A 26,136-nucleotide genomic window follows, 5' to 3' on the forward strand; every position below is an offset into this window, starting at 1 on the left:
AAATCGCCGTCCTTCATGCCCGTCGCACGCCACAAACCACGGGCCCCGGCCATGTTGCGGCCATGCGTCGTCGTACGAGAGCGATAGGGAGGCATCTTTTTAATCCTTTGACTGGCTTGATCCGGCTTGCGCCGACCGGGATCATGATCCTGATTGTTCGATCCGGCTTGTCTGCATGCGCGGGCCGATGCCGCAACGTCAGCCCGCGTTCACAGTCCTTGTGGCCCTTTTCAAACCCGGCGTAAAGGCGGACCCCAGCCAAACGGCTCCCGCAAGAAAGCGCTACAGATCGGTCAGCGTCCCCTCGAAGGCCTCGGCGGCGAAGCCCAGCGTTTCGGAAAGCGTCGGGTGCGGGTGAATGGTCAGCGCGAGATCCGCCGCGTCGGACCCCATCTCGATAGCGTGGCAGGCCGAGGCGATCAACTCGCCCGCATTGACGCCGACGATGGCGGCACCGAGGATGCGCCCCGTATCCGGGTCCAGCACCAGCTTTGTCAGGCCCTCGCCGCGCCCCATCGACAGCGCCCGGCCCGACGCCGCCCAGGGGAACGTGGCGGACTTCACCTTGCATCCTTCCGCCTTGGCCCGGGTTTCGGTGAGGCCGGTCCAGGCGATCTCGGGGTCGGTATAGGCGACGGAGGGGATGCAGCGCGGCTCGAACGCCGCCTTGTGGCCGCAGGCGACTTCGGTCGCCACCTTGGCCTCGTGCGTGGCCTTGTGAGCGAGCATCGGCTGGCCGACCACATCGCCGATGGCGAAGATGTGCGGCTGGCTGGTGCGCATCTGTGCGTCGACGGGGATGAAACCCTGTCCGGTGACGGTCACGCCCGCCGTCTCCGCCGCCAGCGCCGCGCCGTTGGGACGGCGGCCGACGGCGACCAGAATGGCGTCGAAGTCACCCTGCCATGCGCCGGACGGACCCTCGAAGCTGACGGTGAGGGCTTCACCCGGCTCGACAGCCGTGACACTGGTTTCCAGATGGATGGCTTCGTATCGGGCCTTCAGCCGGTTCATCAGCGGCTTGATGATATCGGCGTCCGCGCCGGGGATGAGCTGACCCATGCGCTCCGCTATGGTGATGCGCGAGCCCAGCGCGTGATAAACCTGCGCCATTTCCAAGCCGATGACGCCGCCGCCGAGAACCAGCAGACGCGACGGCGCGGTCTTCAGTTCCAGCGCGCCGGTGCTGTCGAAGATGCGCGGGTCGTCGGGCAGGAACGGCAGCCATACGGGGCTGGATCCGGCCGCGATGATCGCCTGATCGAAGCTGATGCGGCGTGGTCCGTCCGGCGTCGCCACCTCGACCTGGTGCTGCCCGGTGAAGCGCGCCGCGCCCTGTATGGTCGTGACCTTGCGCCGCTTCGCCAGCCCGGCGAGGCCGCCGGTCAGCTTGCCGACGACCCCTTCTTTCCAGTTGCGGACCGCATCGATGTCGATTTGGGGAGCGGAAAAGCTCACGCCATGTGAAGCGCCTTCGGCTGCGTTCCCGATCAGCCCAGCGACGTGCAGTAGCGCCTTGGAGGGGATGCAGCCGACGTTGAGGCACACCCCGCCCAGGGTCGGGCGCGCATCGACAAGCGTAACCTTGCGGCCAAGATCGGCGGCGCGGAAAGCGGCCGTATAGCCGCCCGGTCCCGCGCCGATGACCAGCAGATCGGCATGTTCGCTCATGCTCTTCTCCTCACAGGCTGATGCGCCGGAAATCGGACATGATGTCCTTGATGAAACCGAGGAATCGCGCCGCCGCCACCCCATCGACGGCGCGATGATCCCAGGACAGCGACAGCGGCTGGATCAGGCGCGGCTGAAAGGCTGCGCCGTCCCAGACAGGCTTGATCGCGGAGCGGGTCATGCCGAGGATGGCCACTTCCGGCGCATTGATGATGGGCGTGAAATTCGTCCCGCCGATACCGCCGAGCGATGAGATGGTGAAGGTCGCGCCCTGCATGTCGGAGGGCTTGAGGCGTCCGGCGCGGGCGTCGGCGGCCAGATCGGCCATCTCGGCGGCGATTTCGCGCAGGCCCTTGCGGTCGGCGTCCCTGACCACCGGCACCACCAGCCCTTCAGGCGTATCTGCGGCAACCCCGATGTTCCAGTATTTCTTCAGCACCATGTCGTCGCCGTCCAGCGACGAGTTGAAGGCGGGATAGGTCTTGAGCGCCGCCACCGCCGCCTTGACCACGAAAGGCAGGATCGACAGTTTCGGCGCGCCGTCCTGTGTGTTGATCTCCCTGCGGAAGGCTTCCAGATCGGTCACGTCGGCTTCGTCGAAATTGGTGACGTGCGGGATCATGATGGCGTTGCGCGTCAGCGCCGGGCCGGAGATGCGCACGATGCGTGACAGCGGCTTGCGCTCGATCTCGCCGAATTTGGCGAAATCGACGCGGGGCCAGTCAGGCAGGCCGAGGCCGATACCGCCGGCCGCAGACGGAGCCTGAAGCGCGGCCTTCACGAAGCCCTGCACATCCTCGCGGGTGATGCGGCCTTTGGGGCCGGTGCCGGCGATGCGGGCAAGGTCGACGCCCAGTTCGCGGGCGAGCTTGCGGATCGAGGGAGATGCATGCGGCGGCGAGCCATCCTGTGCAGATGGTGCCGGGGCTGGCGCGGCGGGCGATGGCGTCGCCGCGACCTGCGGCGCGGCTTCGGTCGGCGGTGCGGGAGCGGACGCCGGGGCCGGGGAAGGCGCAGGCGCGGCAGACGGCGCGTCCTGCATGTCGCCCTCCATCTCGATTTCGGCCAGCAGGGTGCCTTCGCTCACCTTGTCGCCCATGCCCACATGAAGCGCTGTGATGCGCCCGCCAATCTCGGTGGGCACGTCCAGTGTCGCCTTGTCGGACTCGACCACGACCAGCGTGTCGCCGGCGGCGATTATATCGCCGACCGCCACCGGCATTTCGATGATGGGCACGTCGCGGAAATCGCCCAGATCGGGAACCGCGATCTTCACCGGATTGCTCATCTCGGCTCCTCCTCAGACAGTCCACGGGGCGGGCGCGTCGGCCCCGACGCCGAATTCGGCGATGGCCTCCACGAGCACCTTCCGATCGACATGGCCATCGCGCACCAGCGCCTCGATGGCCGCCAGCGCGATGCTGGGCGCATCCACCTCGAAGAAGGCGCGCAACGCCGTTCGGGTGTCGCTGCGGCCGAAGCCATCGGTGCCGAGGGCGATGAAGCGTGCGTCGAGATAGGGCGCGATCATCTGCGGCAGGGCGCGCACATAGTCGGTCGCCGCCACGATGGGCATGTCTCCGGCCAGCAGCTTTGCTGCATGGCCGATCCGGGGCTCCTCGGCGGCGGAAAGCCGGTTGGCGCGCTCGATCCCGCGCGCCTCGCGCGCCAGCTCGGTGAAGGAGGTGGCGCTGAATATATCGCAGGCGATGCCGAAACGTGCGGCCAGCAGGTCGGCGGCGGCGATGACCTGTTGCAGGATCGTGCCCGAGCCCAGCAGCCGCACGCGGGTGGTTGCGCCCTCGTCGCCGCGGGTGGACAATTTGTAGAGACCCTTGATGATGTCCGCTTCCGTGCCCGGTTGCAGCGAGGGCTGGGCGTAGTTCTCGTTCATCACGGTGACGTAGTAGAACTCGTCGACCTGCTCCTCCATCATGCGGCGCATGCCGTAATCGAGGATGACGGCCAACTCGCCGGCGAAGGCCGGATCGTAGGCGCGACAGTTGGGGACGGTCGAGGCTATGAGATGGCTGGCGCCGTCCTGATGCTGCAGGCCTTCACCCGACAGCGTAGTGCGCCCCGCCGTCGCTCCCAGCAGGAAGCCCCGCGCGCGCTGGTCGGCCGCCGCCCAGATCAGGTCGCCGATGCGCTGGAAGCCGAACATCGAATAGTAGATGTAGAAGGGCAGGGTGGGGGTGTCGTGCACGCTGTAGGAGGTGGCGGCCGCCGCCCAGCTTGAGATCGCGCCGGCCTCGGTGATGCCTTCCTCCAGCAACTGCCCGTCCTTGGCCTCCTTGTAGTACATCATCGAGCCGGCATCCTCGGGCTCGTAGAGCTGGCCCTTCGGCGAGTAGATGCCGACCTGCCGGAACAGGTTGTCCATGCCGAAGGTGCGCGCTTCGTCTGCGACGATGGGCACGATGCGCGGGCCGATGCCCTTGTCCTTCAGCAGTCCGCCCAGCATGCGCACGGCGACCATGGTGGTGGACATCTCCTTGCCGTCGGCGCCGGTGGCGAACTTGCCATAGCTTTCCAGCGCGGGAACGGCGATGCGGCTTTCGGGCGTGCGGCCGGAGCGGCGGGCGGGCAGGGCCCCGCCGAGCGCCGCGCGTCGCTCGCGCAGATAGATCATCTCGCGGCTGTCCTCGGCCGGCTTGTAGAATTTCAGGCCCTCCAGATCGCTTTCCGAAAGCGGCAGGTCGAAGCGGTCGCGGAAGGCGACCAGAGCCTCCATGTCCAGCTTTTTGGACTGATGCGCGGTCATGCGGCTTTCGCCCGCATTGCCCATGCCGTAGCCCTTCTTGGTCTTGGCGAGGATCACCGTCGGGCGGCCCTTGTGCGCCCTGGCGGCGGCGAAGGCGGCGTGAAGCTTGCGGAAATCATGGCCGCCGCGCTTCAGCGCGTGGATTTCGGCATCGGTCATATGGGCGACAAGCGCGCGGCTGGCCGGATCGGCATCGAAGAATTTGGCGCGGTTATAGTCGCCGTCCTTGCTGCCGAGATCCTGATACTGGCCGTCGACGGTCTCGGCAAAGCGGCGCAACAGCACCAGATCCTTGTCGCGGGCGAACAGTCCGTCCCATTCCGAGCCCCACAGCACCTTGATGACGTTCCAGCCGGCGCCGATGAACAGGCTTTCCAGTTCCTGGATGATCTGGCCGTTGCCGCGCACCGGACCGTCGAGCCGCTGCAAATTGCAGTTGACGATGAAGGTGAGGTTGTCGAGGTTTTCGCGCGCGGCCAGCGTCAGACCGGCGATCGATTCCGGCTCGTCCATCTCGCCGTCGCCGAACACGCCCCAGACGTGGCGGCCGGCGGTGGTGGCGAGCCCCCGCCCCTCCAGGTAACGCATGTAGCGGGCCTGATAGACGGCGCTGATCGGCCCGAGGCCCATGGAACCGGTCGGAAATTGCCAGAAATCCGGCATCAGCCAGGGATGCGGATAGGAACATAATCCCTCGCCGCTGACCTCCTGACGGTAGTTGGCGAGCTGCTCCTCGCTCAGGCGGCCTTCCAGAAAGGCGCGGGCATAGACGCCTGGCGCGGAATGCGGCTGGAAGTAAACCAGATCACCGCCGAAACTTTCGGTGCGACCACGGAAGAAATGGTTGAAGCCTGTCTCGAAAATCTCGGCGACGCTGGCGTAGCTGGCGATGTGGCCGCCCAGTTCGCCATAGGCCTTGTTGGCGCGCACGACCATGGCCAGCGCGTTCCAGCGCATGATGGACGTGATGCGTTCTTCCAGTTCCAGATCACCCGGGTAGGGCCCCTGCTGGGCGACCGGAATCGTGTTGCGATAGGCGGAATAGGGCTGGCCTTTCGAAAAGACGCCATTGGCGCGGGCCACATCGTCGAGCTGGCGCAGCAGGAATCCGGCGCGCTCGCTGCCCGAACTGGCGGCGACGGCGGTGAGCGCCTCCACCCATTCCCGCGTTTCGACAGGGTCTATGTCGGACTGGTCGCTGCGGTCCGGAGAAAAGTCGCTCATATTGCCTCCTCCCAATTCTTCCGGAGACAACTGTAACGGCGGGTACGGAAAATATGATGCCGAAAATGCTTCTGCTCGCTAAAATATCAGCATGAACTGCCGCCATTCTGATAACTGTGAGCATAAAATATGGCAATGCCGTCCTGACGATGTGGTGGCTTATGGCGTGCGCAGCTGCCATGGCCGGAAAGTCAGATGGGGAGCGCGGTCTTGTACTTCACCTGCTTGAGGGCGAAACTGGAGCGAATGTTGGAGACGCCCGGTATCTTGGTCAGTTCGTTGACGATGAAATGTTCCAGCGCCTTCATGTCCGGCACGATGAGGCGAACCAGATAATCGCTGTCGCCGGTCATCAGATAGCACTCCATCACCTGCGGGAAGGAACCCATCTTCTGTTCGAAGGTCCGCAACGCCTGCTCGACCTGTTTTTCCAGCGTTACCTGGATGAAGACGTTGATCGACAGGTCGAGCGCTTCCGGATCGACAAGAGCGACATAGCCGCGGATGAAGCCATCGCGTTCAAGTTGCTTGACTCGGGCGAGACAAGGTGACGGGGACAGCCCGACCCGGTTGGACAGTTCGACGTTGGTGAGGCTGCTGTCTTTCTGCAATTGGGTCAGAATCCGGCGGTCGGTGTCGTCCAGCGGTCGCTTCGGCATGATGTGTTCCTGGTCGCTGATTTTGCGGCATATTCTCCTGACTATACGTGCGATGGCGGCGCAGAACACCATGAAAATGAGCATGCACGGTTATGCAGAGCCTGTCCTTGTGCGCGTGAAACGGGTCGAAATCATGCGTTCCGGCAGGTTGCGCCGCCGGTTTCGTGCAAGTGGAACGAGTCTGGAACGAAACGGCGACGAATCGCTGACTCTCGCCAGTTCGTGTTTCGTTCACGGCTATATGTAGATTTCCATGATGACCTCCATCTAGATGCTGAATCGGATGGGAAGGTATTTTCGGCGGAATCGCCATGAATCGCCCGGAAACGACGGCAGACAGCTCCCGCATGCGCTGAGGGAACATTGAACATGTTGAAAAATATGGATTTTATTAACCTGTGTTAAGCATTCCTCAATGCTATTGCCGGGATGACGTTAACGATCCGGCCAAAGGCGGAACGAAACGGCGACGAATCGCTGACACGCAAACTTTCCCGTTTCGTTCACCACCACATATTGTGGCTTGCACAGTCTATCCACAGGTCGTCCACAGGCTGGATGGGAAAACGGCGTGGCCGATGAGGCCGCGCCGTTAACGATGCTGTGCCTTACCGGCACATGTCCGATGCATCAGGTCAGATACTGCCCCCCATTCGCCGTGAGGGTGGAGCCGGTGATGAAACCGGCGTCGGCGGAAGCGAGGAAGACCACGCAACGCGCGATCTCTTCCGCCTCGCCCAGCCGGCCGACCGGAATCTGGGCGATGATCGCCTCGCGCACTTTTTCCGGCACCGCCATCACCATGTCGGTGGCGATGTAGCCGGGGCAGATGGTGTTGACGGTGATGCCGGCGCGCGCGCCCTCCTGCGCCAGCGCCTTGGTGAAGCCGATGTCGCCGGCCTTGGCCGCCGAATAGTTGGCCTGACCCATCTGGCCTTTCTGTCCGTTGATGGAGGAGATGGTGATGACGCGGCCGAACTTGCGGTCGCGCATGCCGGTCCACAGCGGATGCGTCATGTTGAAGACGCCGTTGAGGTTCGTGCCGATCACCTCGTTCCATTGCTCACGCGTCATCTTGTGGAACATGGAATCGCGGGTGATGCCGGCGTTGTTGACCAGAACCGAAACCGGACCGAGGTCGGCCTCGACCTGCGCGACGCCCGCCGCGCAGGCGTCGTAATCGGCAACCGACCATTTATAGACCGGAATGCCCGTCTCCTCGTTGAAGGTCCGGGCGGCCTCGTCATTGCCCGCGTAATTGGCGGCGACGCTGTAGCCGGCATCCCTCAGCTTTGTTGCAATGGCGGCGCCGATGCCGCGGGTTCCGCCGGTGACGATTGCGACTCTGCTCATGCTGATGGTTCTCCATTATCAGAGCAGTCCGCAACAGGCGACGGGATCAGAGACCGTCCGGTTTCTCGTCCTGTCGTCCTCTCATGGCCCGCCCTGCACCCCGTTGCTGCCTGCTTTATCCTTCAGGATCAGTTCAGTCCCTCAAGACACATGGCAACGCCCATGCCGCCGCCGATGCACAGCGTGGCCAGACCCTTCTTCGCGCCGCGGCGCTTCATCTCGTAAACCAGCGTGTTGAGAATGCGGGCGCCCGATGCGCCGATCGGATGGCCGATGGCGATGGCCCCGCCATTGACGTTGACGATATCGGTGTCCCAGCCCAGCCCCTTGTTGACGGCGCAGGCCTGCGCGGCGAAGGCCTCGTTGGCTTCGACCAGATCGAGATCACCGACAGCCCAGCCAGCCTTTTCGAGCGTCTTTTTCGAGGCGGGGATCGGACCGGTTCCCATGACCGCGGGATCGACGCCAGCCGTAGCCCAGGACGCGATGCGGACGATCGGCGTGATGCCGCGACGCTGCGCTTCGGCTTCCGTCATCAGAAGCATGCCGGCCGCGCCGTCATTGATGCCGGATGCGTTGGCGGCCGTCACCGTGCCTTCCTTGTCGAAAGCCGGCTTCAGTTTCTGCATGGCGTCGATGGTGGCGCCGTGGCGGATATACTCGTCGTCCTCGACGATGGTGTCGCCCTTGCGGCCCTTCACCGTCACCGAAACGATCTCGTCCCTGAACTTGCCGGCTTTCTGGGCGGCCTCGGCCTTGTTCTGCGACGCCAGCGCGAACTGGTCCTGTTCGTCACGCGAAATCTGGAATTCACGCGCGACGTTCTCGGCGGTGACACCCATGTGGTAGCCGTTGAAGGCGTCCCACAGGCCGTCCTTGATCATGGTGTCGATCATCTTGTAATCGCCCATTTTCACGCCGGCGCGCAGATGCTGGGCGTGCGGCGACAGCGACATCGATTCCTGCCCACCGGCCACCACGATGCGGGCGTCGCCGGTGGCGATCTGCTGCATGCCGAGCGCCACGGAACGCAGGCCCGACCCGCACACCTGGTTCATACTCCAGGCCGAAGCCTCCTTCGGCACGCCGGCCAGCATCGAGGCCTGACGGGCCGGGTTCTGGCCCTGCGCGGCAGTGAGCACCTGACCGAGGATCACCTCGTCCACCTCCGCGGCGTCGACGCCCGCGCGCGCCAGCACTTCCCTGATCACGATCGCGCCGAGTTCATGCGCCGGCATGTTTGCGAAAGAACCGCTGAAGGAGCCGACCGGGGTGCGCGCGGCGCTGGCGATGACGATGGAACTGGAAGCGGACATATGTTTCTCCGGACTTTGCGGGGTCTGCATTCGACGATTTCCCCCACTTTTGTTGCCCTTTCCGAAACGCCTGTCAAACCGGAAATGCCGCAGCCGGACGCGGCGGCTGAAGCCGGCTTTGCAATGCTGCGCAGCATTTTGCACCGCCGTTCCTGGCGCTCTCCATTCTGCACTGCACAAAATCTCTTGGAACCGGATCGATTTTGCGCCTATCCTGCAATTCAGGAACGCAAATTGTAAGTATTGGCTTACCAATGTGCCGAAGCTGATCGGGGAGGACGCTGATGGCTGCGAAAGACGAACCGGTGATCATCAAGAAATACGCCAACAGGCGGCTCTACAATACCGGAACCAGCACCTATGTCACGCTGGAGGATCTGGCCGCCATGGTCAAGCGCGGCGAGGACTTCTCGGTGCAGGACGCCAAAAGCGGCGTCGACATCACCCATTCGGTGCTTACCCAGATCATTTTCGAGCTGGAGAACAAGGACGGGCAGAACATGCTGCCGATCCCGTTCCTGCGCCAGCTCATCGCCTTCTATGGCGACCAGATGCAGATGATCGTGCCGTCCTTTCTGGAGCAATCGATGCTCGCTTTCGCCAAGGAGCAGGAACGGTTCCGTGAGCAGATGAAGGATGCGTTGCCGAAGACGCCCATGGACATGATGAAGATGCCGTCGCCCATGAAGGCGCTGGAGGAGCAGACGCGCCGCAACATGGAGATGTTCCAGAACGCGATGCGCATGTTCACGCCGTTCCCGCCCGCAGGGGCCGCCGCACAGCAGGCGGAAGCGCCTACGCGCAAGGAAGGTGGCGAGCGCGGCGACGATCTCCAGGAACTGAAGGAGCAGATCGCCGCAATGCAGCGCAAGCTCGACAATCTGGCGTAGTTTTTCCCGAAAGCGTCGCCGGCCGCATCCCGTTCCGTTTCGGCTCAGGAACTTCCGGGAGCGAACCGTCCGGCGCTTTCGAGAATTTTTTCGGGCGTGATTTCCCCCGAGCGCTTCGTAACGCGTCCTGTCGGTCGCGGTCTCGGTATTCCCACCGTGCAGAAATGCTATTATGTGACCGGCGACGCCGATTTCGTCCTCATCGTCACGGTCGATTCCATGTCCGGCTATGATGCGCTGACGAGACGGTTGTTCTTCGCAAACCACAATGTCCGGCGTTTTCGTGCGCTGGTGGTGATGGACCGCATCAAGGCGGGTCTTGCCGTACAATTGCCAAACGGGTCGCGAGAACCAATCTGACAGTTTTCAGCCCGCTCCCCCAAAATGCCTAAGGACATGACGACGTGACAGAACTGATCCCAGTCTTCGATGGCCACAACGACACGCTGATGAAGCTCTATCAGGCGCCCGAACGAGACAAGGAAAAACTGTTCATCGAAGGCAGCCCGGCGAGCTGGCACATCGATCTGCCGCGCGCCCGCAAGGGCGGCTTCGTCGGCGGCATGTTCGCAATCTTCCCGCCGCCTCTGGAGTCTGCGCCGGCGCGCGTGACGAGGCCCGCCCTCGACGAGCCGCTGGCGCCGGAGCTCGAGCGGGCGGAGGCGCTGACTTCCACCACCGCGATGGCCTCCATCCTGTTGCGATTGGAGCGCGCGGGCGCGCTCAGCGTGTGTCGCAGCGCGGCTGAGGTCAGGACCGCCATTTCCGCGGGAACGCTCGCCGCAGTCTTCCACATCGAAGGCGCGGAAGCCATCGACACAGACCTTGCCGAACTCGATGTGCTGCATGCGGCGGGCCTGCGCTCCCTTGGAATCGTATGGAGCCGGCCAAATGCGTTCGGTCACGGGGTTCCGTTCCGCATGCCGTCGACGCCGGATACCGGCCCCGGCCTCAGCGACGCCGGCAAGGCGCTGGTCAGGGCGTGCAACCGGCTGCGTATCATGATCGATCTGTCGCATCTCAATGAAAAGGGTTTTCGTAATGTCGCCGACCTGAGCGATGCGCCGCTGGTCGCCACCCATTCCAATGTTCACGCGCTGTGCCCGCACGCCCGCAATCTGACCGGGTGGCAGCTCGGCGCCATTCGCGAAACGAAGGGCATGGTGGGCCTGAATTTCGCCACCGGCTTCCTGCGCGACGACGGCAGGATGAACCCGAACACCAGCCTCGACGTGATGGTCCGTCACATCGACGCGCTGCTGGAGGCGCTGGGCGAAGACCATGTCGGTTTCGGTTCCGACTTCGACGGAGCCACGATTCCGGCCGCAATCGGCGATGTTTCGGGCCTGCCGAACCTCATCGGGGCGCTGGCCGAAAAAGGTTACGGGCGTGAACTGATCGAGAAGATCGCCTGGAAAAACTGGGTGGGCGTGCTGGAACGCACGATCGGATAGTCAACCCCAGGCTGTCATCGGGGCGGAACTAATCCGCCCCACATCACGTTTAGGTCGCGGTCCCGTACATGTCCGCGGCTTCTTCGCGACATGCGGGCATAGCGCATCGAGTGTCGGAATGTCGTGATGATCCAGGACAGCATAGAACGCAATTTCATCCGCGCCGCCATGGCCGCGCCCTATCTGGAGCGTGGGGAGGAACAGGCGCTGGCGCAGAGCTGGCGCGACCGGCGCGATCAGGAATCCCTGAACCGGATGACGGTTTCGCATATGCGCCTCGTGATCTCCATGGCGACGAAGTTCCGCAATTACGGGCTGCCGATCGGCGATCTGATCCAGGAGGGGCATGTCGGCCTGATGGAAGCGGCCGCGCGTTTCGAACCGGAGCGCGAGGTGCGCTTCTCCACCTATGCGACATGGTGGATTCGCGCCTCCATGCAGGATTACATCCTGCGCAACTGGTCGATCGTGCGTGGCGGCACCAGTTCGGCCCAAAAGGCGCTGTTCTTCAATCTGCGCCGGCTGAGGGCGCGGCTTGCCGCCGGCGACGACACACTTTCCAGCGCCACCATCTATCAGGAGATCGCGACCGCGCTCGGCGTTGCGGAAGATGATGTGGCGACCATGGATTCGCGCCTTTCCGCGCCGGACAGCTCGCTCAATGCGCCGCTTTCGGGCGAGCCGGATTCGATGGAGCGCATGGATTTCCTCGTCTGCGGCGATCCTCTGCCAGACGAGGTGGTGTCGCAAACCATCGACATCGAGCGCCGCAGCATCTGGCTCAGGGATGCGCTTGGCGCGCTCAATCCGCGCGAACTGCGTATCATCAAGGAACGGCGGCTGAAGGATGAAGGGGCGACGCTTGCCGAACTCGGCGAGGCCATGGGCATCTCCAAAGAGCGCGTGCGTCAACTCGAAGCGCGGGCTCTGGAGAAGCTGAAAGTGGCGCTGGTGGCGCGCAATCCGGAGTTCATGGCCGCCTGAATCTGGGACCCCGCTGGTGCTTCAGTCCCCGGTACGTCAGTTCCCGGTGGCGGTTTCCGGGGCGATGAGGTCCGGTCGCCTTTCGCGCGTGAGTTTTTCCGCTTGCGCCCGCCGCCACGCCGCGATCTTCGCGTGATTGCCGGATGTCAGCACCTCCGGGATCGGCCTGCCCTCGAATTCCTGTGGGCGCGTATAGTGCGGGTGCTCCAGAAGTCCACCCTCGAAACTTTCCTCCTCGCCCGACAGCTCGTTGCCCATGACGCCCGGAAGCAGGCGCACCACGGCGTCGAGCAGCACCAGCGCCGCCGGTTCGCCGCCGGACAGGATGTAATCGCCGATCGACACTTCCTCCAGCTGCCGGGCTTCGATGAGGCGCTCGTCGACGCCTTCGAAGCGGCCGCACAGGATGACCGCGCCGGGCCCGGCGGCGAGTTCACGCACGCGCCGTTGCGTCAGCGGGCGGCCGCGCGGGCTCATGAGAAGGCGCGGGCGGGGGTCGGATGGCGGAGCGGCATGGTCGATGGCGCGGGCCAGCACGTCGGCGCGCATCACCATGCCCGCGCCACCGCCGGCCGGCGTGTCGTCCACGGTGCGATGGCGGTCAGTGGCGAAATCGCGGATCCGCACCGTCTCCAGCGACCAGGCGCCGGCTTCAAGCGCCCGGCCGGCAAGCGACATTCCAAGCGCCCCCGGAAACATTTCCGGATAGAGCGTCAGCACCGAAGCGGAAAATCTCACCGGTTTCCTCCGGCGTCTTTCGGTCCGCGAGGGCGACCGGATGGGTTGGGACCTTCACCCTCGCTATCCGGGTGATCTGGGGGACGGTCGTCATCGTTGTCGTCCTCCACCAGCCCGGCCGCGACGGGATCGACGCGGATGAAGCCCTCGGAGATCGCCACTTGCGGGACGGCTGCCTGCGTGAAAGGAATGAGCACGCCTTTTCTTCCGCCGATCATCAGGTCGAGAATATCGCCGCCGCCGAAATTCTGCACGGCCAGCACCTTGCCGAGCGCGGCGCCGGTATCGTCGCGCACGTCGAGGCCGATCAGGTCGGCATGGTAGAATTCGTCCTCCTCTTCCGGCTCGGGCAGCACTGATCGGTCGACGAAGAGCTCCGTCCCGGTCAGCGCCTCGGCTGCATTGCGGTCCTTCGCCTCGGCGAAACGCACTACGGCCATGGCGCCGGCAGCGCGGATGCTGAGGACCGTGAAGGCGCGGCCGTCCTGGGTGTAGAGCGGGCCGTAATCGCCCAGCGCCTCGGGGTCGCCGGTGAAGGTCTTGACGCGCAGTTCGCCCTTTATGCCATGCGGTGCGCCGATCACGGCCATCTGGACGGGGTTTTCGAGCTTGGCCATGGCGTTCGATCCTTGCGATTCCATGTTGTCCTAGTTTCAGGACGTCTGCTTTTCAAGCAAGCTTCACCGCTTCCTAACCCGATGGGAGGAAGATGCGCGCATGAAGACACAGGAACAATTCCTCATTTCGGCAAAACCGGACCTGCAGGCCGTGCGCGTCGAATGGCTGGCGGCGCTGGCGGGAGAACGGCGGCTGGCGGGGCTGACGGTGGAAGCCTATGAGCGCGACACGCGCCAGTTCCTGCAATTCCTGACCGGTCATTGCGGCGGGCCGCCCGGCATCGCTGACATCGCCGAGCTGAAGCCGGCCGACCTGCGCGCCTTTCTCGCGGCGCGGCGCGGGGCGGGAGCGGGCGCGCGCACGCTGGGGCGGGGGCTGGCCGGCGTTCGCTCGCTGCTGCGCTTTCTGGAACGTCGCGGCATGGTGAACGCCGCCGGAGCCGCCGCCATGCGCGCCCCTCGCCAGCCCAAATCCCTGCCCAAGCCGTTGACCGCGCCCGACGCAAAACGCGTGGTGTCGACCGGCGAGCAACTCGCCGAAGAACCATGGATCGCGGCGCGAAACGCTGCGGTGCTGACCCTGCTCTATGGCTGTGGCCTGCGTATCGCCGAGGCGCTTGGCCTTGTCGGCGGCCACATTGCCGGCGGCGACGAAACGGTGCTGCGGGTGACCGGCAAGGGCGGCAAGACGCGGCTGTCGCCATTGCTGCCGGTCGCCGTGAAGGCGGTGATGGAGTATCGCCGCTTGTGTCCTCACCACCTTGAGGCCGATAAGCCGCTGTTTCGCGGGGCGCGTGGCGGGCCGCTCAACCCGGCCATCATCCAGCGCGAAATGCGCAAGCTGCGCTCGGCCCTCAACCTGCCGGATACGGCGACGCCGCATGCGCTGCGCCATTCTTTCGCCACGCATCTGCTGGGGCGCGGCGGCGACCTGCGCACCATTCAGGAACTGCTCGGCCATGCCAGCCTTTCCACCACGCAGGTCTACACCGGCGTCGATACGGCGCGGCTGCTGGAAATCTATGAATCCGCCCATCCACGTGCGTGACGGTCTTTTCGATTAACTGTTTCGCCGCGATTTGAGGGTAAGGGAGGGGCATGACCCGTGCTCCCGCATTCGCCGACCGCGCCGCGCTGTTCTGCCTGAAGCTTCTGGCGGGGCTGAACCTCGTGTTCTTCCTGTCTTTCCTCATCATGCTGGCCCTGGCGACCGGCAGGGCGCAGGCCGAGGCGATCGCCTGCGCCGGCGTCGACCTGATGGAAAAACTCGAAAGGGACGATCCGGCCGCCTATGCGAAAGCGCGACAGGAGGCCGATGCGGTCCTTAACGGCAAGGGTGTTCTGTGGAAACTGGGGAAGGAAGGCGTCGCGCCGTCCTATCTGTTCGGCACCTTCCATCTGAGCGATCCGCGCGTGATCGAGCTGCCGCCGGCGGCGCAGGCTGCCTTCGACGGAGCCGGCACGGTGGTGATCGAGACCACGGACGTGCTTGACCCCTCGCGCATGATGGCGAGCATGGCCGGGGATCCGGAACTGATGATGTTCACCGGTTCCGAAACGCTCACCTCGCAGCTTTCGGCGGAGGATGCCGAGGTGCTGGGGCAGGCGCTGCGGGCGCGCGGCATTCCCCCCGGCAGCGTTGCGAAGATGAAGCCGTGGATGCTGCTGGCGATGGTGGCGGTGCCGCAATGCGAGACCGACCGCCGCTCCGCCGGCCAGCCAATCCTCGACATCGCGCTGGCGCGGGAAGCGCAGGAAGCCGGCAAGAAGCTGGGCGGGCTGGAAACGGCGGCCGACCAGCTTCGCGCCATGGCCTCCCTGCCGATGGAATTCCACATGCAGGGGCTGATGGAGACGATCCGGCTGGGCGACGGCATCAATGACATGACCGAAACGATGATCCGGCTCTACCAGAAAGGCGAAGTCGGCATGATCATGCCGATGTTCAATGTCGTGATGCCGCAGCAGGCGCAGGATTCCGCCGGCTATGCTGCTTTCGAGGAAGCGCTTATCAACCGCCGCAACAAGGGCATGGTCGAACATGGCCGGCACTATCTTGATGGAGGCAATGCGTTCCTCGCGGTCGGGGCCCTGCATCTGCCGGGGCCGGAGGGATTGGTGGAAGGATTCCGCAAGGTCGGCTACACCGTGACCATGGTTCCCTGATCCGGTCGATCGCCATCTGATGGGGGTCGATGCAACCTGTTGGCGTTCTTTGCGTTGGTCTGGGTTGCTTGATCCTTTTTCAGGAGGACAGAATGGCCAATCCCCACCCACCGGGCCCGGACGATCAGCGCCCGCTCGATCCTTTGAACCCGGTGCCGCCCCTTTCGGGGTCCGATCCGCGCCTCGATCCCCTTCCACCTCCACGTGGTGGTGGCAGCGCCTGGATCATCGCCCTGATCGTCGTCGTGCTGGCGCTTGCCGCCTACTACATCTTCGCTGGCGGCCAGCAGCCCGCACCGGAGGCGCCGCCTCCCGCCGCGACGGAACCGGCGCCTGCTCCGGTCGAACCCACGCCTGCGCCTGCGGAACCTGCGCCTGCGGAGCCTGCTCCAGCTCCGGCTGAACCTGCACCCGCAGAGCCGGCTCCGGGCCCGACCGACAGCGCTCCGGCGCCCACCGAGCCCGCACCCACAGAGCCCGCTCCGGCCGAGCCTGCCCCCGAGCAGCCCGCCAACTGATGGCTACGCAGGGGGCGTGAACGAAAAACGGCCCGCCAACCGGCGGGCCGTTCCTGCCTGCGATAAATTGTCGGCCGATCAGATGTGGATCGGCTTGAAGAAGGTGGCCAGCGCCGCCTCCTTGACCGCTTCCGACATGGTCGGGTGCGCGTGGCAGGTGCGGGCCAGATCTTCCGACGAACCGCCGAACTCCATGAGCACCGTCGCCTCGTGGATCATCTCGCCGGCGCCGAAGCCGACGATATGGACGCCCAGCACGCGGTCGGTCTCCTTGTCCGCCAGCACTTTGACGAAGCCGTCCGTATGCTGCATGGCGCGCGCGCGGCCATTGGCGGTGAAGGGGAATTTGCCGGACTTGTAGGCGACCCCGGCCTTCTTCAACTCTTCCTCGGTCTTGCCGACCGACGCGACCTCGGGGCTGGTGTAGACGACGCCCGGAATGACATCGTAGTTCACATGACCGGCCTGACCGGCGATGATTTCGGCAACGGCCACGCCTTCGTCCTCGGCCTTGTGGGCGAGCATCGGCCCAACCACCACGTCGCCGATGGCGTAGATGCCCGCCACATTGGTGCGCAGGTGACCGTCCGTCCTGACGCGGCCGCGCTCGTCCAGCTCGACGCCGGCTTCCTTCAAGCCCAACCCTTCCGTGTAAGGCTTGCGGCCGGTGGCGATCAACACGGCGTCGGCCTCGATCGTCTCGGCGTCGCCGCCCTTCACGGGCTCGAAGGTCACGGACGCGCCGTTTTTGGCCTTCTTCACGCCGGTGACCCTGGAGCCCAGCTTGAAGGTGAAGCCCTGCTTGCCGAGCATGCGCTGGAACTGTTTCGCGACCTCGCCGTCCATGCCGCCAAGGATGGTGTCGAGGAACTCGACCACCGTGACCTTCGCGCCAAGCCGGGCCCAGACCGAACCGAGCTCCAGCCCGATGACACCGCCGCCGACGACGACCAGGTGCTCCGGAACCTTGCCGAGAGACAGCGCGCCGGTTGAGGAGACGATCACCTTCTCGTCAATATCGACCTCGACGCCGGGAATGCCGGCAACGTCGGAGCCGGTGGCGATGACGATGTTCTTCGTCTCGATTTCCTGCGTGGCGCCATCTTCGGCGACGACCGCCACCTTGCCGGCGGCGACGACCTTGCCGACGCCACGGAACGAGTCGATCTTGTTCTTCTTGAACAGGAAGGCGACGCCGGCGACATTGGCGGACACGGTGGTGTCCTTGTGCGCCATCATCTTTCCGAGATTCAGCTTGGGCGCGGGGATCTCGACGCCGAGCGCATCAAAGGAATGGCCGGCCTCCGCGAACATTTCGGAAGCGTGCAGCAGCGCCTTGGAGGGGATGCAGCCGATGTTCAGGCAGGTGCCGCCGAAGGTTTCGCGCTTCTCCACCACGGCGACCTTGAGGCCGAGCTGCGCCGCCTTGATGGCGCACACATATCCGCCGGGGCCCGAACCGATGACGACGACATCATATGCCATTTGTCCAATCCTTTCCTGCTGGCCGCGTGGGCCATTCGATCGAGTCGCGGCGGCCGGACAGATGGCGCGCCGGTGAAAAATCTATTCCTGACAGCCGCTCAGCATGAAAACGTCGCCGGGAAGTTCGGCCTCGTCGGCATCTTCCGCGAAGATGGAAGCCTGACGCAAGGTCGGCCCAAGATCGGGCAAGATCAACGCCTGCGGGGCAGGGCTGCCCTCCGCCGGCAGCAGTCCGGCCTTGCCATCCGCTCCCACAGCATAGACCGGGCCTTCCCACAGCGTGCATTCGGCGATCTCGTCGCCGGTGACGTCGCCTTCGGGACATTGATAGAGCAGCGAGGCATAGGGGCGCGGCGTTTCCTCGCTCCACATGACGATGCCGTCGAGCTGGACGCCGCTATGCAGATTCATCCTGAAGCTGTTCGTCACCACCATGGATTCGCCTGTCGGCCGGAAATCGATCCCGGCCGTCTTCGCCTCGTCTTCATAGACGGACAGTTCCATGGGGCAGGCCGCCTGCGCGGCGGAAACCCGGGCGATGAGCAGGGCGGCAAGGCATGCCGCCCCGCCGACGCGCCGGATGCGATGCTTCGTCGCCACGGACGGCAGCTCCCTGATCAGAGGTCGAGGACCAGACGCTCCGGATCCTCCAGCGTTTCCTTGACGCGAACGAGGAAGGTGACCGCCTCCTTGCCGTCGACGATGCGGTGATCGTAGGACAGCGCCAGATACATCATCGGCCGGATGACGATCTGACCGCCAACCACCACCGGACGCTCCTGGATCTTGTGCATGCCGAGGATGCCCGATTGCGGGGCGTTGAGAATCGGCGTGGACATCAGCGAGCCGTAGACGCCGCCGTTGGAGATGGTGAAGGTGCCGCCCTGCATGTCGGCGACGGAGAGCTTGCCGTCACGCGCGGCCACGCCCAGACGGCCGATTTCCTTCTCGATCTCGGCGATGGACATGGCGTCGGCGTCGCGCACCACTGGCACGACGAGGCCCTTTTCGGTGCCGACCGCCACGCCGATATGGGCGTAGTTCTTGTAGATGAGGTCGGCGCCGTCGATCTCGGCGTTGACGGCCGGGATTTCCTTCAGCGCATGGGTCACCGCCTTGGTGAAGAAGCCCATGAAGCCGAGCTTCACGCCGTGCTTCTTCTCGAACAGGTCCTTGTACTTGGCGCGCAGGTCCATCACCGGCTTCATGTCCACCTCGTTGAAGGTGGTGAGCATGGCGGCGGTGTTCTGCGCATCCTTGAGGCGACGCGCGATGGTCTGGCGCAGCCGTGTCATCTTCACGCGCTCTTCGCGTTCCCCGTCATCCGCCGCGGATGGCGCACGGGCGGCGACGGGAGCCTCCGCCGGCTGCGAAGGCGCACCCCTGGCGATGGCGTCGAGCACGTCGCCCTTCAGCACCTGACCACGCTTGCCGGAGCCCGAAACCTGGTCGGTCGCCAGGTTGTTCTCGGCCAGAAGCTTGGCGGCCGAAGGGGCCGGCGGCATGGCGCGCTCCTCAATCGGACCCTCGCCGGCGATCTGCGCCTGCTGTGCGGCCGCTTCCTTGGTGGTGGACGCGGCGGTCGGCGCCGACGCCTGCGCCACGGCCACGTTCTGCTTCGGCGCGGGCGCCGCGCCCTTGCCTTCGCCGATGGCGCCCAGCAGCGCGTCGATGCCGACGGTCTCGCCTTCCTGCGCGGTGATTTCGACCAGCGTGCCAGCGGCAGGCGCTGGCACTTCGACCGTCACCTTGTCGGTTTCAAGCTCGACCAGAGGTTCGTCAGCGACGATCGCGTCGCCAACCTTCTTGAACCACTTGCCGATGGTCGCCTCGGACACGGATTCGCCGAGAGTGGGAACGCGGATTTCGGTAGCCATTGTGCCTGTCCGTTCTCTTTATCCAGTTGTTATTCGCCGAGAGCATCTTCGAGGAAGGCGGCGAGCTGCGCCAGATGCTTCGACATCAGGCCCGTCGCCGGGGAGGCGGCGGCCGGGCGGCCTGTGTAGCGCACGCGCTGATGTCTGGCGTCGATATGGGCCAGCACCCATTCCAGATAAGGGTCGATGAACGACCAGGCGCCCATGTTCTTGGGCTCCTCCTGGCACCACACCATTTCCGCATTGCGGAAGCGCGACAGCTCGGTGATCAGCGCCTTGGCCGGGAACGGGTAGAGCTGCTCGACGCGCAGCAGATAGATGTCGTTGACGCCGCGCTTCTCGCGTTCCTCATAGAGGTCGTAATAGACCTTGCCCGAGCACAGCACGACGCGGCGGATCTTGGAATCCTTGACCAGCTTGATCGGCTGGTTGTCGAGATACTGCGCGTCGTCCCAGAGCAGGCGGTGGAAGGAGCTTTCGCCTGACAGCTCCGCGATGGTCGACACGGCGCGCTTGTGGCGCAGCAGCGACTTCGGCGTCATCAGGATCAGCGGCTTGCGGAAGTCGCGCTTCAGCTGCCGGCGCAGGATATGGAAGTAGTTGGCCGGCGTGGTGCAGTAAGCCACCTGCATGTTGTCTTCCGCACAAAGCTGGAGGAAGCGTTCGAGACGGGCCGAGGAATGCTCCGGACCCTGACCCTCATAGCCGTGCGGCAGCAGGCACACCAGACCCGACATGCGCAGCCACTTGCGCTCGCCCGACGAGATGAACTGGTCGAACACCACCTGCGCGCCGTTGGCGAAGTCGCCGAACTGGGCTTCCCAAAGGGTGAGCGTCTTCGGCGCGGACAGCGAATAGCCATACTCGAAACCGAGCACCGCTTCTTCCGACAGCATCGAGTTGATGACCTCGTAGCCGGCCTGTGCGGCCGACAGATTGTTCAACGGGATGTAGCGGTTTTCGTCGCGTTGGTCGTAGAGTACCGAGTGGCGCTGGGAGAAGGTGCCGCGCTCCGAATCCTGACCCGACAGGCGTATATGATTGCCATCGAGCAGGATGGAGCCGAAGGCCAGCGCCTCGGCGGTCGCCCAGTCGACGCCTTCGCCGGTTTCGATGGCGTTGCGCCGGTTGTCGAGGAAGCGCTGGATGGTGCGATGGACCTCGAAATCCTTCGGCACCTCGGTGAGCTTCTTGCCGATCTCCTTCAGCGACTTGACCGGAACGGCGGTCTTGCCGCGGCGCAGCTCGTCCTGATGGTCGGCCACGCGCAGGCCCGACCAGACGCCGTCCAGCCAGTCCGCCTTGTTGGGCTTGTAGCTCTGCCCGGCTTCGAACTCTTCCTCCAGACGAGCGCGCCAATCGGCTTTCATCTTGTCGATGTCGCCCTGCGTGACGAGGCCTTCGCCGATGAGGCGTTCACCATAGAGCTGCACCGCCGTCCTGTGGGCGCGGATGGCGCGATACATGATCGGCTGGGTGAATGCGGGCTCGTCGCCTTCGTTGTGGCCGAAGCGGCGATAGCAGAACATGTCGATGACGACCGGCTTGTGGAACTTCATGCGGAATTCCGTCGCCACCTTGGCCGCGAACACCACGGCCTCCGGATCGTCGCCATTGACGTGAAGGATCGGCGCCTCGATCATCTTGGCGACGTCGGACGGGTAGGGCGACGAACGCGAAAAGCGCGGATTCGTGGTGAAGCCGATCTGGTTGTTGATGATGACGTGCAGCGTGCCGGCGACGCGGTGGCCGCGCAGGCCGGAGAGGCCGAGGATTTCCGCGACAACACCCTGACCGGCGAAAGCGGCGTCGCCATGGATGAGCAGGGGAAGCACCTTGGCGCGCTCGTCCAGCGGCACGATCTCCTCGCGGCTGCGGCCGAAGATCTGGTCCTGCTTGGCGCGGGCCTTGCCCATCACCACCGGATTGACGATTTCCAGATGGGACGGGTTGGCGGTCAGCGACAGATGCACCTCATTGCCGTCGAAAACGCGGTCCGACGATGCGCCGAGGTGATACTTCACGTCACCCGAGCCTTCCACTTCGTCAGGCGCGTAAGAGCCGCCCTTGAACTCATGGAAAATGGCGCGGTGGGGCTTGGCCATCACTTGCGAAAGCACGTTGAGGCGACCGCGATGGGCCATGCCGAGCACGATTTCCTTGAGGCCGAGCGCGCCGCCGCGCTTGATGATCTGCTCCAGCGCCGGGATCAGCGACTCGCCGCCGTCGAGGCCGAAGCGCTTGGTGCCCTTGTACTTGACGTCGATGAACTGCTCGAAGCCTTCCGCCTCGATCAGCTTGGACAGGATCGCCTTCTTGCCCTCGGCGGTGAAGGTGATTTCCTTGTCGGTGCCCTCGATGCGCTCCTGGATCCAGGCCTTCTCTTCCGGGTCGGAAATGTGCATGAATTCGACGCCCAGCGTCGAGCAATAGGTGCGGGTGAGGATGTCGAGCATCTGCCGCACAGTGGCGTATTCGAGGCCGAGAACGTTGTCGAGGAAGATCGGACGGTCGTAGTCTGCCTCGGAGAATCCGTAATTCTGTGGCGACAGCTCGTTGTAGTCTTCCTGCGGCTTGGCGATGCCCAGCGGGTCGAGATTGGCGTGCAGGTGGCCGCGCATGCGGAAGGCGCGGATCATCATGATGGCGTGAACGGAATCACGCGTCGCCTGATGCACGTCCGCCTTGGCCAGAGGACCCGCGGTGTCCGCGCTCTTTTCCCTGACCTTCTTGCCGATGACCTTCTCGATCAGGCCCCAGTCGCCATCGAGCGCCGAGATCAGCTCGCCATTGGCCTGCAACGGCCAGTTGGGCTTTTTCCACGATGCGCCCTCAGCATTCTTCTTTACGATCGAGGCGTCATCCTTCAGGGCGGCGAAGAAATCCCGCCACTCCTGATCCACTGCGGAGGGATCGTCCTGCCAGGCGGCGTGAAGCGCCTCGATATAGTCGGCGTTACCGCCATAGAGGAAGGAGGTGAGAGAGAATTGGTCGTTGTTCTGGTCTTGTCTCGACATGTCGCTTTTGAAGCCTTTGCTTCAACTCCTGACGGTTAGCGGCTGTGCTGCCGATGGTGGGTGGCCAGACGGCCATCCCGTGAATACGTCCCCTCCTTGCCAATCGCGCCGGGCAGGAGGACCGCCCGGCGCGTCGATCAGCCCTTGATGGCTTCGACCAGGGTCTTCCCCAGTCGCGCCGGCGATGGGGAAACCCGGACGCCGGCCGCTTCCATGGCAGCGATCTTGTCCTCGGCCCCGCCCTTGCCGCCGGAAATCACGGCGCCGGCATGGCCCATGGTGCGGCCGGGAGGAGCTGTGCGGCCAGCGATGAAGCCGGCCATCGGCTTGGCTCGGCCCCGCTTCGCTTCATCACGCAGGAACTGCGCGGCCTCTTCCTCGGCGGAGCCGCCGATCTCGCCGATCATGATGATGGACTTGGTTTCGTCGTCGGCCAGGAACATCTCCAACACGTCGATGAACTCCGTGCCCTTGACCGGGTCGCCGCCGATGCCGACGGCCGTGGTCTGGCCGAGGCCCTCATTGGTGGTCTGGAACACTGCCTCATAGGTAAGCGTTCCCGAACGGGAAACAACGCCCACCGAGCCCTTGCGGAAGATGTTGCCGGGCATGATGCCGATCTTGCACTCGTCCGGGGTGACGATGCCGGGGCAGTTCGGGCCGATCAGACGCGACTTCGACTTCTCGAGCCTGGCCTTGACCTTGACCATGTCCATGACCGGGATGCCCTCGGTGATGCACACGATCAGCTCCATTTCGGCCTCGATGGCCTCGATGATCGCAGCCGCCGCGCCCGCCGGCGGCACATAGACGACCGACGCCGTTGCGCCGGTCCTGTCCCTGCCTTCGGCGACGGTGGCGAAGATCGGCAGGGTTTCGCCCTTTGCGCCGGTCCAGCTCTCGCCGCCCTTCTTGGGATGGATGCCGCCGACCATCCTGGTGCCGTGATAGGCCAGCGCCTGCTCGGTGTGGAAGGTGCCGGTCTTGCCGGTCAGACCCTGAACGAGGACCTTGGTGTCTTTATTGATGAGAATGGACATCTGGGGTCAGTTCCCTTTCACGGCCTTGACGATCTTCTGGGCGGCGTCGTCGAGATCATCCGCCGAGATGACGTTGAGCCCGCTCTCGTTGATGATCTTCTTGCCCAGTTCGACATTGGTGCCTTCGAGGCGCACCACCAGCGGCACCTTCAGGCCCACTTCCTTGACGGCGGCGATGACGCCTTCGGCGATCACGTCGCATTTCATGATGCCGCCGAAGATGTTGACGAGGATGCCTTCCACTGCCGGGTCGGCGGTGATGATCTTGAAGGCCGCCGTCACCTTCTCCTTCGAAGCGCCGCCGCCGACGTCGAGGAAGTTGGCGGGCTCGGCTCCGTAGAGCTTGATGATGTCCATGGTCGCCATGGCGAGACCGGCGCCGTTGACCATGCAGCCGATGTTGCCGTCCAGCGCCACATAGGCGAGGTCGTATTTGGAGGCCTCGATTTCCTTCTCATCTTCCTCGCTCGTGTCGCGCAGCTCGACGATGTCGGAATGGCGGAACAGCGCATTGCCGTCGAAGGAGACCTTGGCGTCGAGAACACGCAGGCGGCCATTGGTCATGACGATCAGCGGGTTGATCTCAAGCAGGCTCATGTCCTTCTCGACGAAGGCCTTGTAGAGCAGCGGGAACAGCTTCCCGCCATCCTGGGCCGCCTCGCCGGTGAGCTTCAGCGCCTCGTTGATGCTGGCGACGTCGGCGTCGGTGACGCCCGCATCGGGGTCGATAGCGACGGTGATGATCTTCTCCGGCGTCGCCTCGGCGACGGCCTCGATGTCCATGCCGCCCTCGGTGGAAACCACGAAGGCGACGCGGCCGACGGTGCGGTCGACCAGCAGAGACAGGTAAAGCTCGCGGTCGATGTCGGCGCCGTCCTCGATATAGAGACGGTTGACCTGCTTTCCGGCCGCGCCGGTCTGCTTGGTCACCAGCGTGTTGCCCAGCATTTCCCTCGCGTTGGCGACGACTTCCTCGACCGATTTGGCGAGACGCACGCCGCCCTTGGAATCGGCGGACAGCTCCTTGAACTTGCCCTTGCCGCGGCCGCCGGCATGGATCTGGCTCTTCACCACATAGAGCGGGCCGGGAAGCTTCTTCGCCGCCGCCTCGGCCTCATCCGCCGAGAAGATCGGCACGCCGTCGGCGACGGGCGCGCCATAAGCCTTCAGGAGCTGCTTGCCCTGATATTCATGAATGTTCATTTGCGGGCCTCTCCTTGATTATTTCTGGGCGAGTTGCGGCGCGATGCCCGTGCAGGCCTCGGTGAGGCCCTGGACGGCGGCAAGCGACTTGTCGAACATCGCCTGCTCTTCCTTGTTGAATTCGAGCTCGATGATGCGCTCCACGCCGCCGGCGCCGATCACCACCGGAACGCCGACATAGGTGTCTTTCACACCATACTGGCCATTAAGGTGCGTGGCGCAAGGCAGCACGCGCTTCTTGTCCTTCAGGTAGCTCTCGGCCATGGCGATCGCCGAGGAGGCCGGGGCGTAGTAGGCGGAGCCGGTCTTGAGCAGGCCGACGATTTCGCCGCCACCCTTGCGGGTGCGCTCGACGATGGCGTCCAGCTTCTCTTTCGAAGTCCAGCCCATCTTGACCAGATCGGGCAGCGGAACGCCGGCGACGGTGGAGTACCGCACCATCGGCACCATATCGTCGCCATGGCCGCCCAGCGTCATGGCCGACACGTCCTCGACCGAGACGTTGAACTCCTCGGCGAGGAAGTAGCGGAAGCGGGCGGAGTCCAGCACGCCGGCCATGCCCACGACATGGCTCTTGGGCAGGCCGGAGAATTTCTGAAGCGCCCAGACCATGGCGTCGAGCGGATTGGTGATGCAGATGACGAAGGCGTTCGGCGCGTATTTGGCGATGCCTGCGCCGACCTGCTCCATCACCTTGAGGTTGATGCCCAGAAGATCGTCGCGGCTCATGCCCGGCTTGCGCGGCACGCCGGCGGTGACGATGCACACATCGGCGCCCTCGATGCCGGCATAGTCGTTGACGCCGACATAGCGGGCGTCGAAGCCGTCGACCGGCGAAGACTCGGCGATGTCGAGACCCTTGCCCTGCGGGATGCCTTCGGCAATATCGAACAGGACGACGTCGCCCAGTTCCTTAAGGCCGATCATGTGGGCGAGGGTGCCGCCGATCATGCCGGAGCCAATCAGTGCTATCTTCTTGCGTGCCATGTCAGGATGATTTCCCTATGCTATGACGGCGCCGCGATGGCGTCGAGGTGAAGGCAGGTGGGATATGGAAAGCCCCGCGAATTTTCGCCGACCCCATAGCCCCGGCGTCAAAAAAATTCAATCGGTTATTTCGACTCCTGAAATTTCAATCGTTTAGAACCGGTTTGAATTAC

22 protein-coding genes and 1 pseudogene are annotated in these 26,136 nt (G+C 64.3%); 8 read left to right on the forward strand and 15 right to left on the reverse strand.

Annotation, left to right across the window (positions count from 1 at the left end; translation table 11 throughout):
• Positions 1–282: 282 nt before the first annotated feature.
• The 6 genes from lpdA (ABID44_RS12890) to ABID44_RS12915 all read right to left on the reverse strand — a co-directional run bounded on the left by lpdA (ABID44_RS12890) (position 283) and on the right by ABID44_RS12915 (position 8,987).
• A complete protein-coding gene (lpdA, locus tag ABID44_RS12890) occupies positions 283–1,671 on the reverse strand; it encodes a dihydrolipoyl dehydrogenase (protein ID WP_354152120.1) in 1,389 nt (462 codons plus the stop codon).
• 10 nt (positions 1,672–1,681) lie between these two features.
• Entirely contained in the window at positions 1,682–2,959 is a 1,278-nt protein-coding gene (locus ABID44_RS12895; protein WP_354152121.1) for a 2-oxo acid dehydrogenase subunit E2, read from the reverse strand.
• Positions 2,960–2,971: 12 nt separating this feature from the next.
• A complete protein-coding gene (mdeB, locus tag ABID44_RS12900; protein WP_354152122.1) occupies positions 2,972–5,659 on the reverse strand; it encodes an alpha-ketoglutarate dehydrogenase in 2,688 nt (895 codons plus the stop codon).
• Between the two features lie 191 nt (positions 5,660–5,850).
• Positions 5,851–6,318, reverse strand: a complete 468-nt coding sequence (locus tag ABID44_RS12905) for an Lrp/AsnC family transcriptional regulator (protein WP_354152123.1) — start codon at positions 6,316–6,318, stop codon at positions 5,851–5,853.
• 630 nt (positions 6,319–6,948) lie between these two features.
• On the reverse strand, positions 6,949–7,671 hold the full coding sequence (phbB, locus tag ABID44_RS12910; protein WP_354152124.1) for an acetoacetyl-CoA reductase: 723 nt from the start codon (positions 7,669–7,671) through the stop codon (positions 6,949–6,951).
• A gap of 128 nt (positions 7,672–7,799) precedes the next feature.
• Positions 7,800–8,987, reverse strand: a complete 1,188-nt coding sequence (locus ABID44_RS12915; protein ID WP_354152125.1) for an acetyl-CoA C-acetyltransferase — start codon at positions 8,985–8,987, stop codon at positions 7,800–7,802.
• On the opposite strand from ABID44_RS12915, the gene ABID44_RS12920 reads away from it, so the two are divergent.
• From ABID44_RS12920 to ABID44_RS12940, 5 genes and pseudogenes are all read left to right on the forward strand, one after another.
• Positions 8,988–9,227, forward strand: coding sequence for a hypothetical protein (locus ABID44_RS12920; protein WP_354152126.1), 240 nt, complete (start codon positions 8,988–8,990; stop codon positions 9,225–9,227).
• Between the two features lie 44 nt (positions 9,228–9,271).
• Positions 9,272–9,877 (forward strand): polyhydroxyalkanoate synthesis repressor PhaR, encoded by a 606-nt coding sequence (phaR, locus tag ABID44_RS12925; RefSeq protein ID WP_354152127.1) that lies wholly within the window; start codon positions 9,272–9,274, stop codon positions 9,875–9,877.
• A 150-nt stretch (positions 9,878–10,027) separates the two neighbouring features.
• A pseudogene (locus tag ABID44_RS12930) lies at positions 10,028–10,237 on the forward strand (Lrp/AsnC ligand binding domain-containing protein); the annotation flags it as partial.
• A 44-nt stretch (positions 10,238–10,281) separates the two neighbouring features.
• Positions 10,282–11,331, forward strand: coding sequence for a dipeptidase (locus ABID44_RS12935; RefSeq protein WP_354152128.1), 1,050 nt, complete (start codon positions 10,282–10,284; stop codon positions 11,329–11,331).
• A gap of 126 nt (positions 11,332–11,457) precedes the next feature.
• On the forward strand, positions 11,458–12,315 hold the full coding sequence (locus tag ABID44_RS12940; RefSeq protein ID WP_354152129.1) for an RNA polymerase factor sigma-32: 858 nt from the start codon (positions 11,458–11,460) through the stop codon (positions 12,313–12,315).
• Between the two features lie 36 nt (positions 12,316–12,351).
• Here the strand turns inward: ABID44_RS12940 and trmD are convergent, their stop codons facing one another.
• Together trmD and rimM are read right to left on the reverse strand one after the other, a co-directional pair.
• On the reverse strand, positions 12,352–13,053 hold the full coding sequence (trmD, locus tag ABID44_RS12945) for a tRNA (guanosine(37)-N1)-methyltransferase TrmD (protein WP_354152130.1): 702 nt from the start codon (positions 13,051–13,053) through the stop codon (positions 12,352–12,354).
• Positions 13,050–13,670, reverse strand: coding sequence for a ribosome maturation factor RimM (gene rimM / locus ABID44_RS12950; RefSeq protein WP_354152131.1), 621 nt, complete (start codon positions 13,668–13,670; stop codon positions 13,050–13,052). The genes trmD and rimM overlap by 4 nt, the downstream gene beginning before the upstream one ends.
• A gap of 100 nt (positions 13,671–13,770) precedes the next feature.
• Here rimM and ABID44_RS12955 point away from each other — a divergent pair, with 100 nt between their 5' ends.
• From ABID44_RS12955 to ABID44_RS12965, 3 genes are all read left to right on the forward strand, one after another.
• The gene (locus tag ABID44_RS12955) at positions 13,771–14,718 is read left to right on the forward strand and encodes a tyrosine recombinase XerC (protein ID WP_354152132.1); all 948 of its coding nucleotides are present in this window, start codon (positions 13,771–13,773) and stop codon (positions 14,716–14,718) included.
• A gap of 50 nt (positions 14,719–14,768) precedes the next feature.
• The gene (locus tag ABID44_RS12960) at positions 14,769–15,836 is read left to right on the forward strand and encodes a TraB/GumN family protein (RefSeq protein ID WP_354152133.1); all 1,068 of its coding nucleotides are present in this window, start codon (positions 14,769–14,771) and stop codon (positions 15,834–15,836) included.
• Positions 15,837–15,928: 92 nt separating this feature from the next.
• The gene (locus tag ABID44_RS12965; protein ID WP_354152134.1) at positions 15,929–16,354 is read left to right on the forward strand and encodes a hypothetical protein; all 426 of its coding nucleotides are present in this window, start codon (positions 15,929–15,931) and stop codon (positions 16,352–16,354) included.
• 78 nt (positions 16,355–16,432) lie between these two features.
• On the opposite strand, the gene lpdA (ABID44_RS12970) is transcribed toward ABID44_RS12965, so the two are convergent.
• From lpdA (ABID44_RS12970) to mdh, 7 genes are all read right to left on the reverse strand, one after another.
• On the reverse strand, positions 16,433–17,839 hold the full coding sequence (gene lpdA, locus ABID44_RS12970; protein ID WP_354152135.1) for a dihydrolipoyl dehydrogenase: 1,407 nt from the start codon (positions 17,837–17,839) through the stop codon (positions 16,433–16,435).
• Between the two features lie 81 nt (positions 17,840–17,920).
• Positions 17,921–18,439: a hypothetical protein gene (locus tag ABID44_RS12975; RefSeq protein WP_354152136.1), complete on the reverse strand. Its 519-nt coding sequence runs from the start codon at positions 18,437–18,439 to the stop codon at positions 17,921–17,923.
• A 17-nt stretch (positions 18,440–18,456) separates the two neighbouring features.
• Positions 18,457–19,716: a 2-oxoglutarate dehydrogenase complex dihydrolipoyllysine-residue succinyltransferase gene (odhB, locus tag ABID44_RS12980; RefSeq protein WP_354152137.1), complete on the reverse strand. Its 1,260-nt coding sequence runs from the start codon at positions 19,714–19,716 to the stop codon at positions 18,457–18,459.
• A gap of 29 nt (positions 19,717–19,745) precedes the next feature.
• Entirely contained in the window at positions 19,746–22,733 is a 2,988-nt protein-coding gene (locus tag ABID44_RS12985; protein WP_354152138.1) for a 2-oxoglutarate dehydrogenase E1 component, read from the reverse strand.
• 137 nt (positions 22,734–22,870) lie between these two features.
• On the reverse strand, positions 22,871–23,773 hold the full coding sequence (gene sucD / locus ABID44_RS12990) for a succinate--CoA ligase subunit alpha (RefSeq protein ID WP_354152139.1): 903 nt from the start codon (positions 23,771–23,773) through the stop codon (positions 22,871–22,873).
• Positions 23,774–23,779: 6 nt separating this feature from the next.
• On the reverse strand, positions 23,780–24,976 hold the full coding sequence (sucC, locus tag ABID44_RS12995) for an ADP-forming succinate--CoA ligase subunit beta (RefSeq protein WP_354152140.1): 1,197 nt from the start codon (positions 24,974–24,976) through the stop codon (positions 23,780–23,782).
• A gap of 18 nt (positions 24,977–24,994) precedes the next feature.
• Entirely contained in the window at positions 24,995–25,963 is a 969-nt protein-coding gene (mdh, locus tag ABID44_RS13000) for a malate dehydrogenase (protein WP_354152141.1), read from the reverse strand.
• Between the last annotated feature and the right edge of the window lie 173 nt (positions 25,964–26,136).

The organism is Aquamicrobium ahrensii, from assembly GCF_040545755.1.
Classification (GTDB): Bacteria; Pseudomonadota; Alphaproteobacteria; order Rhizobiales; family Rhizobiaceae; genus Mesorhizobium; species Mesorhizobium ahrensii.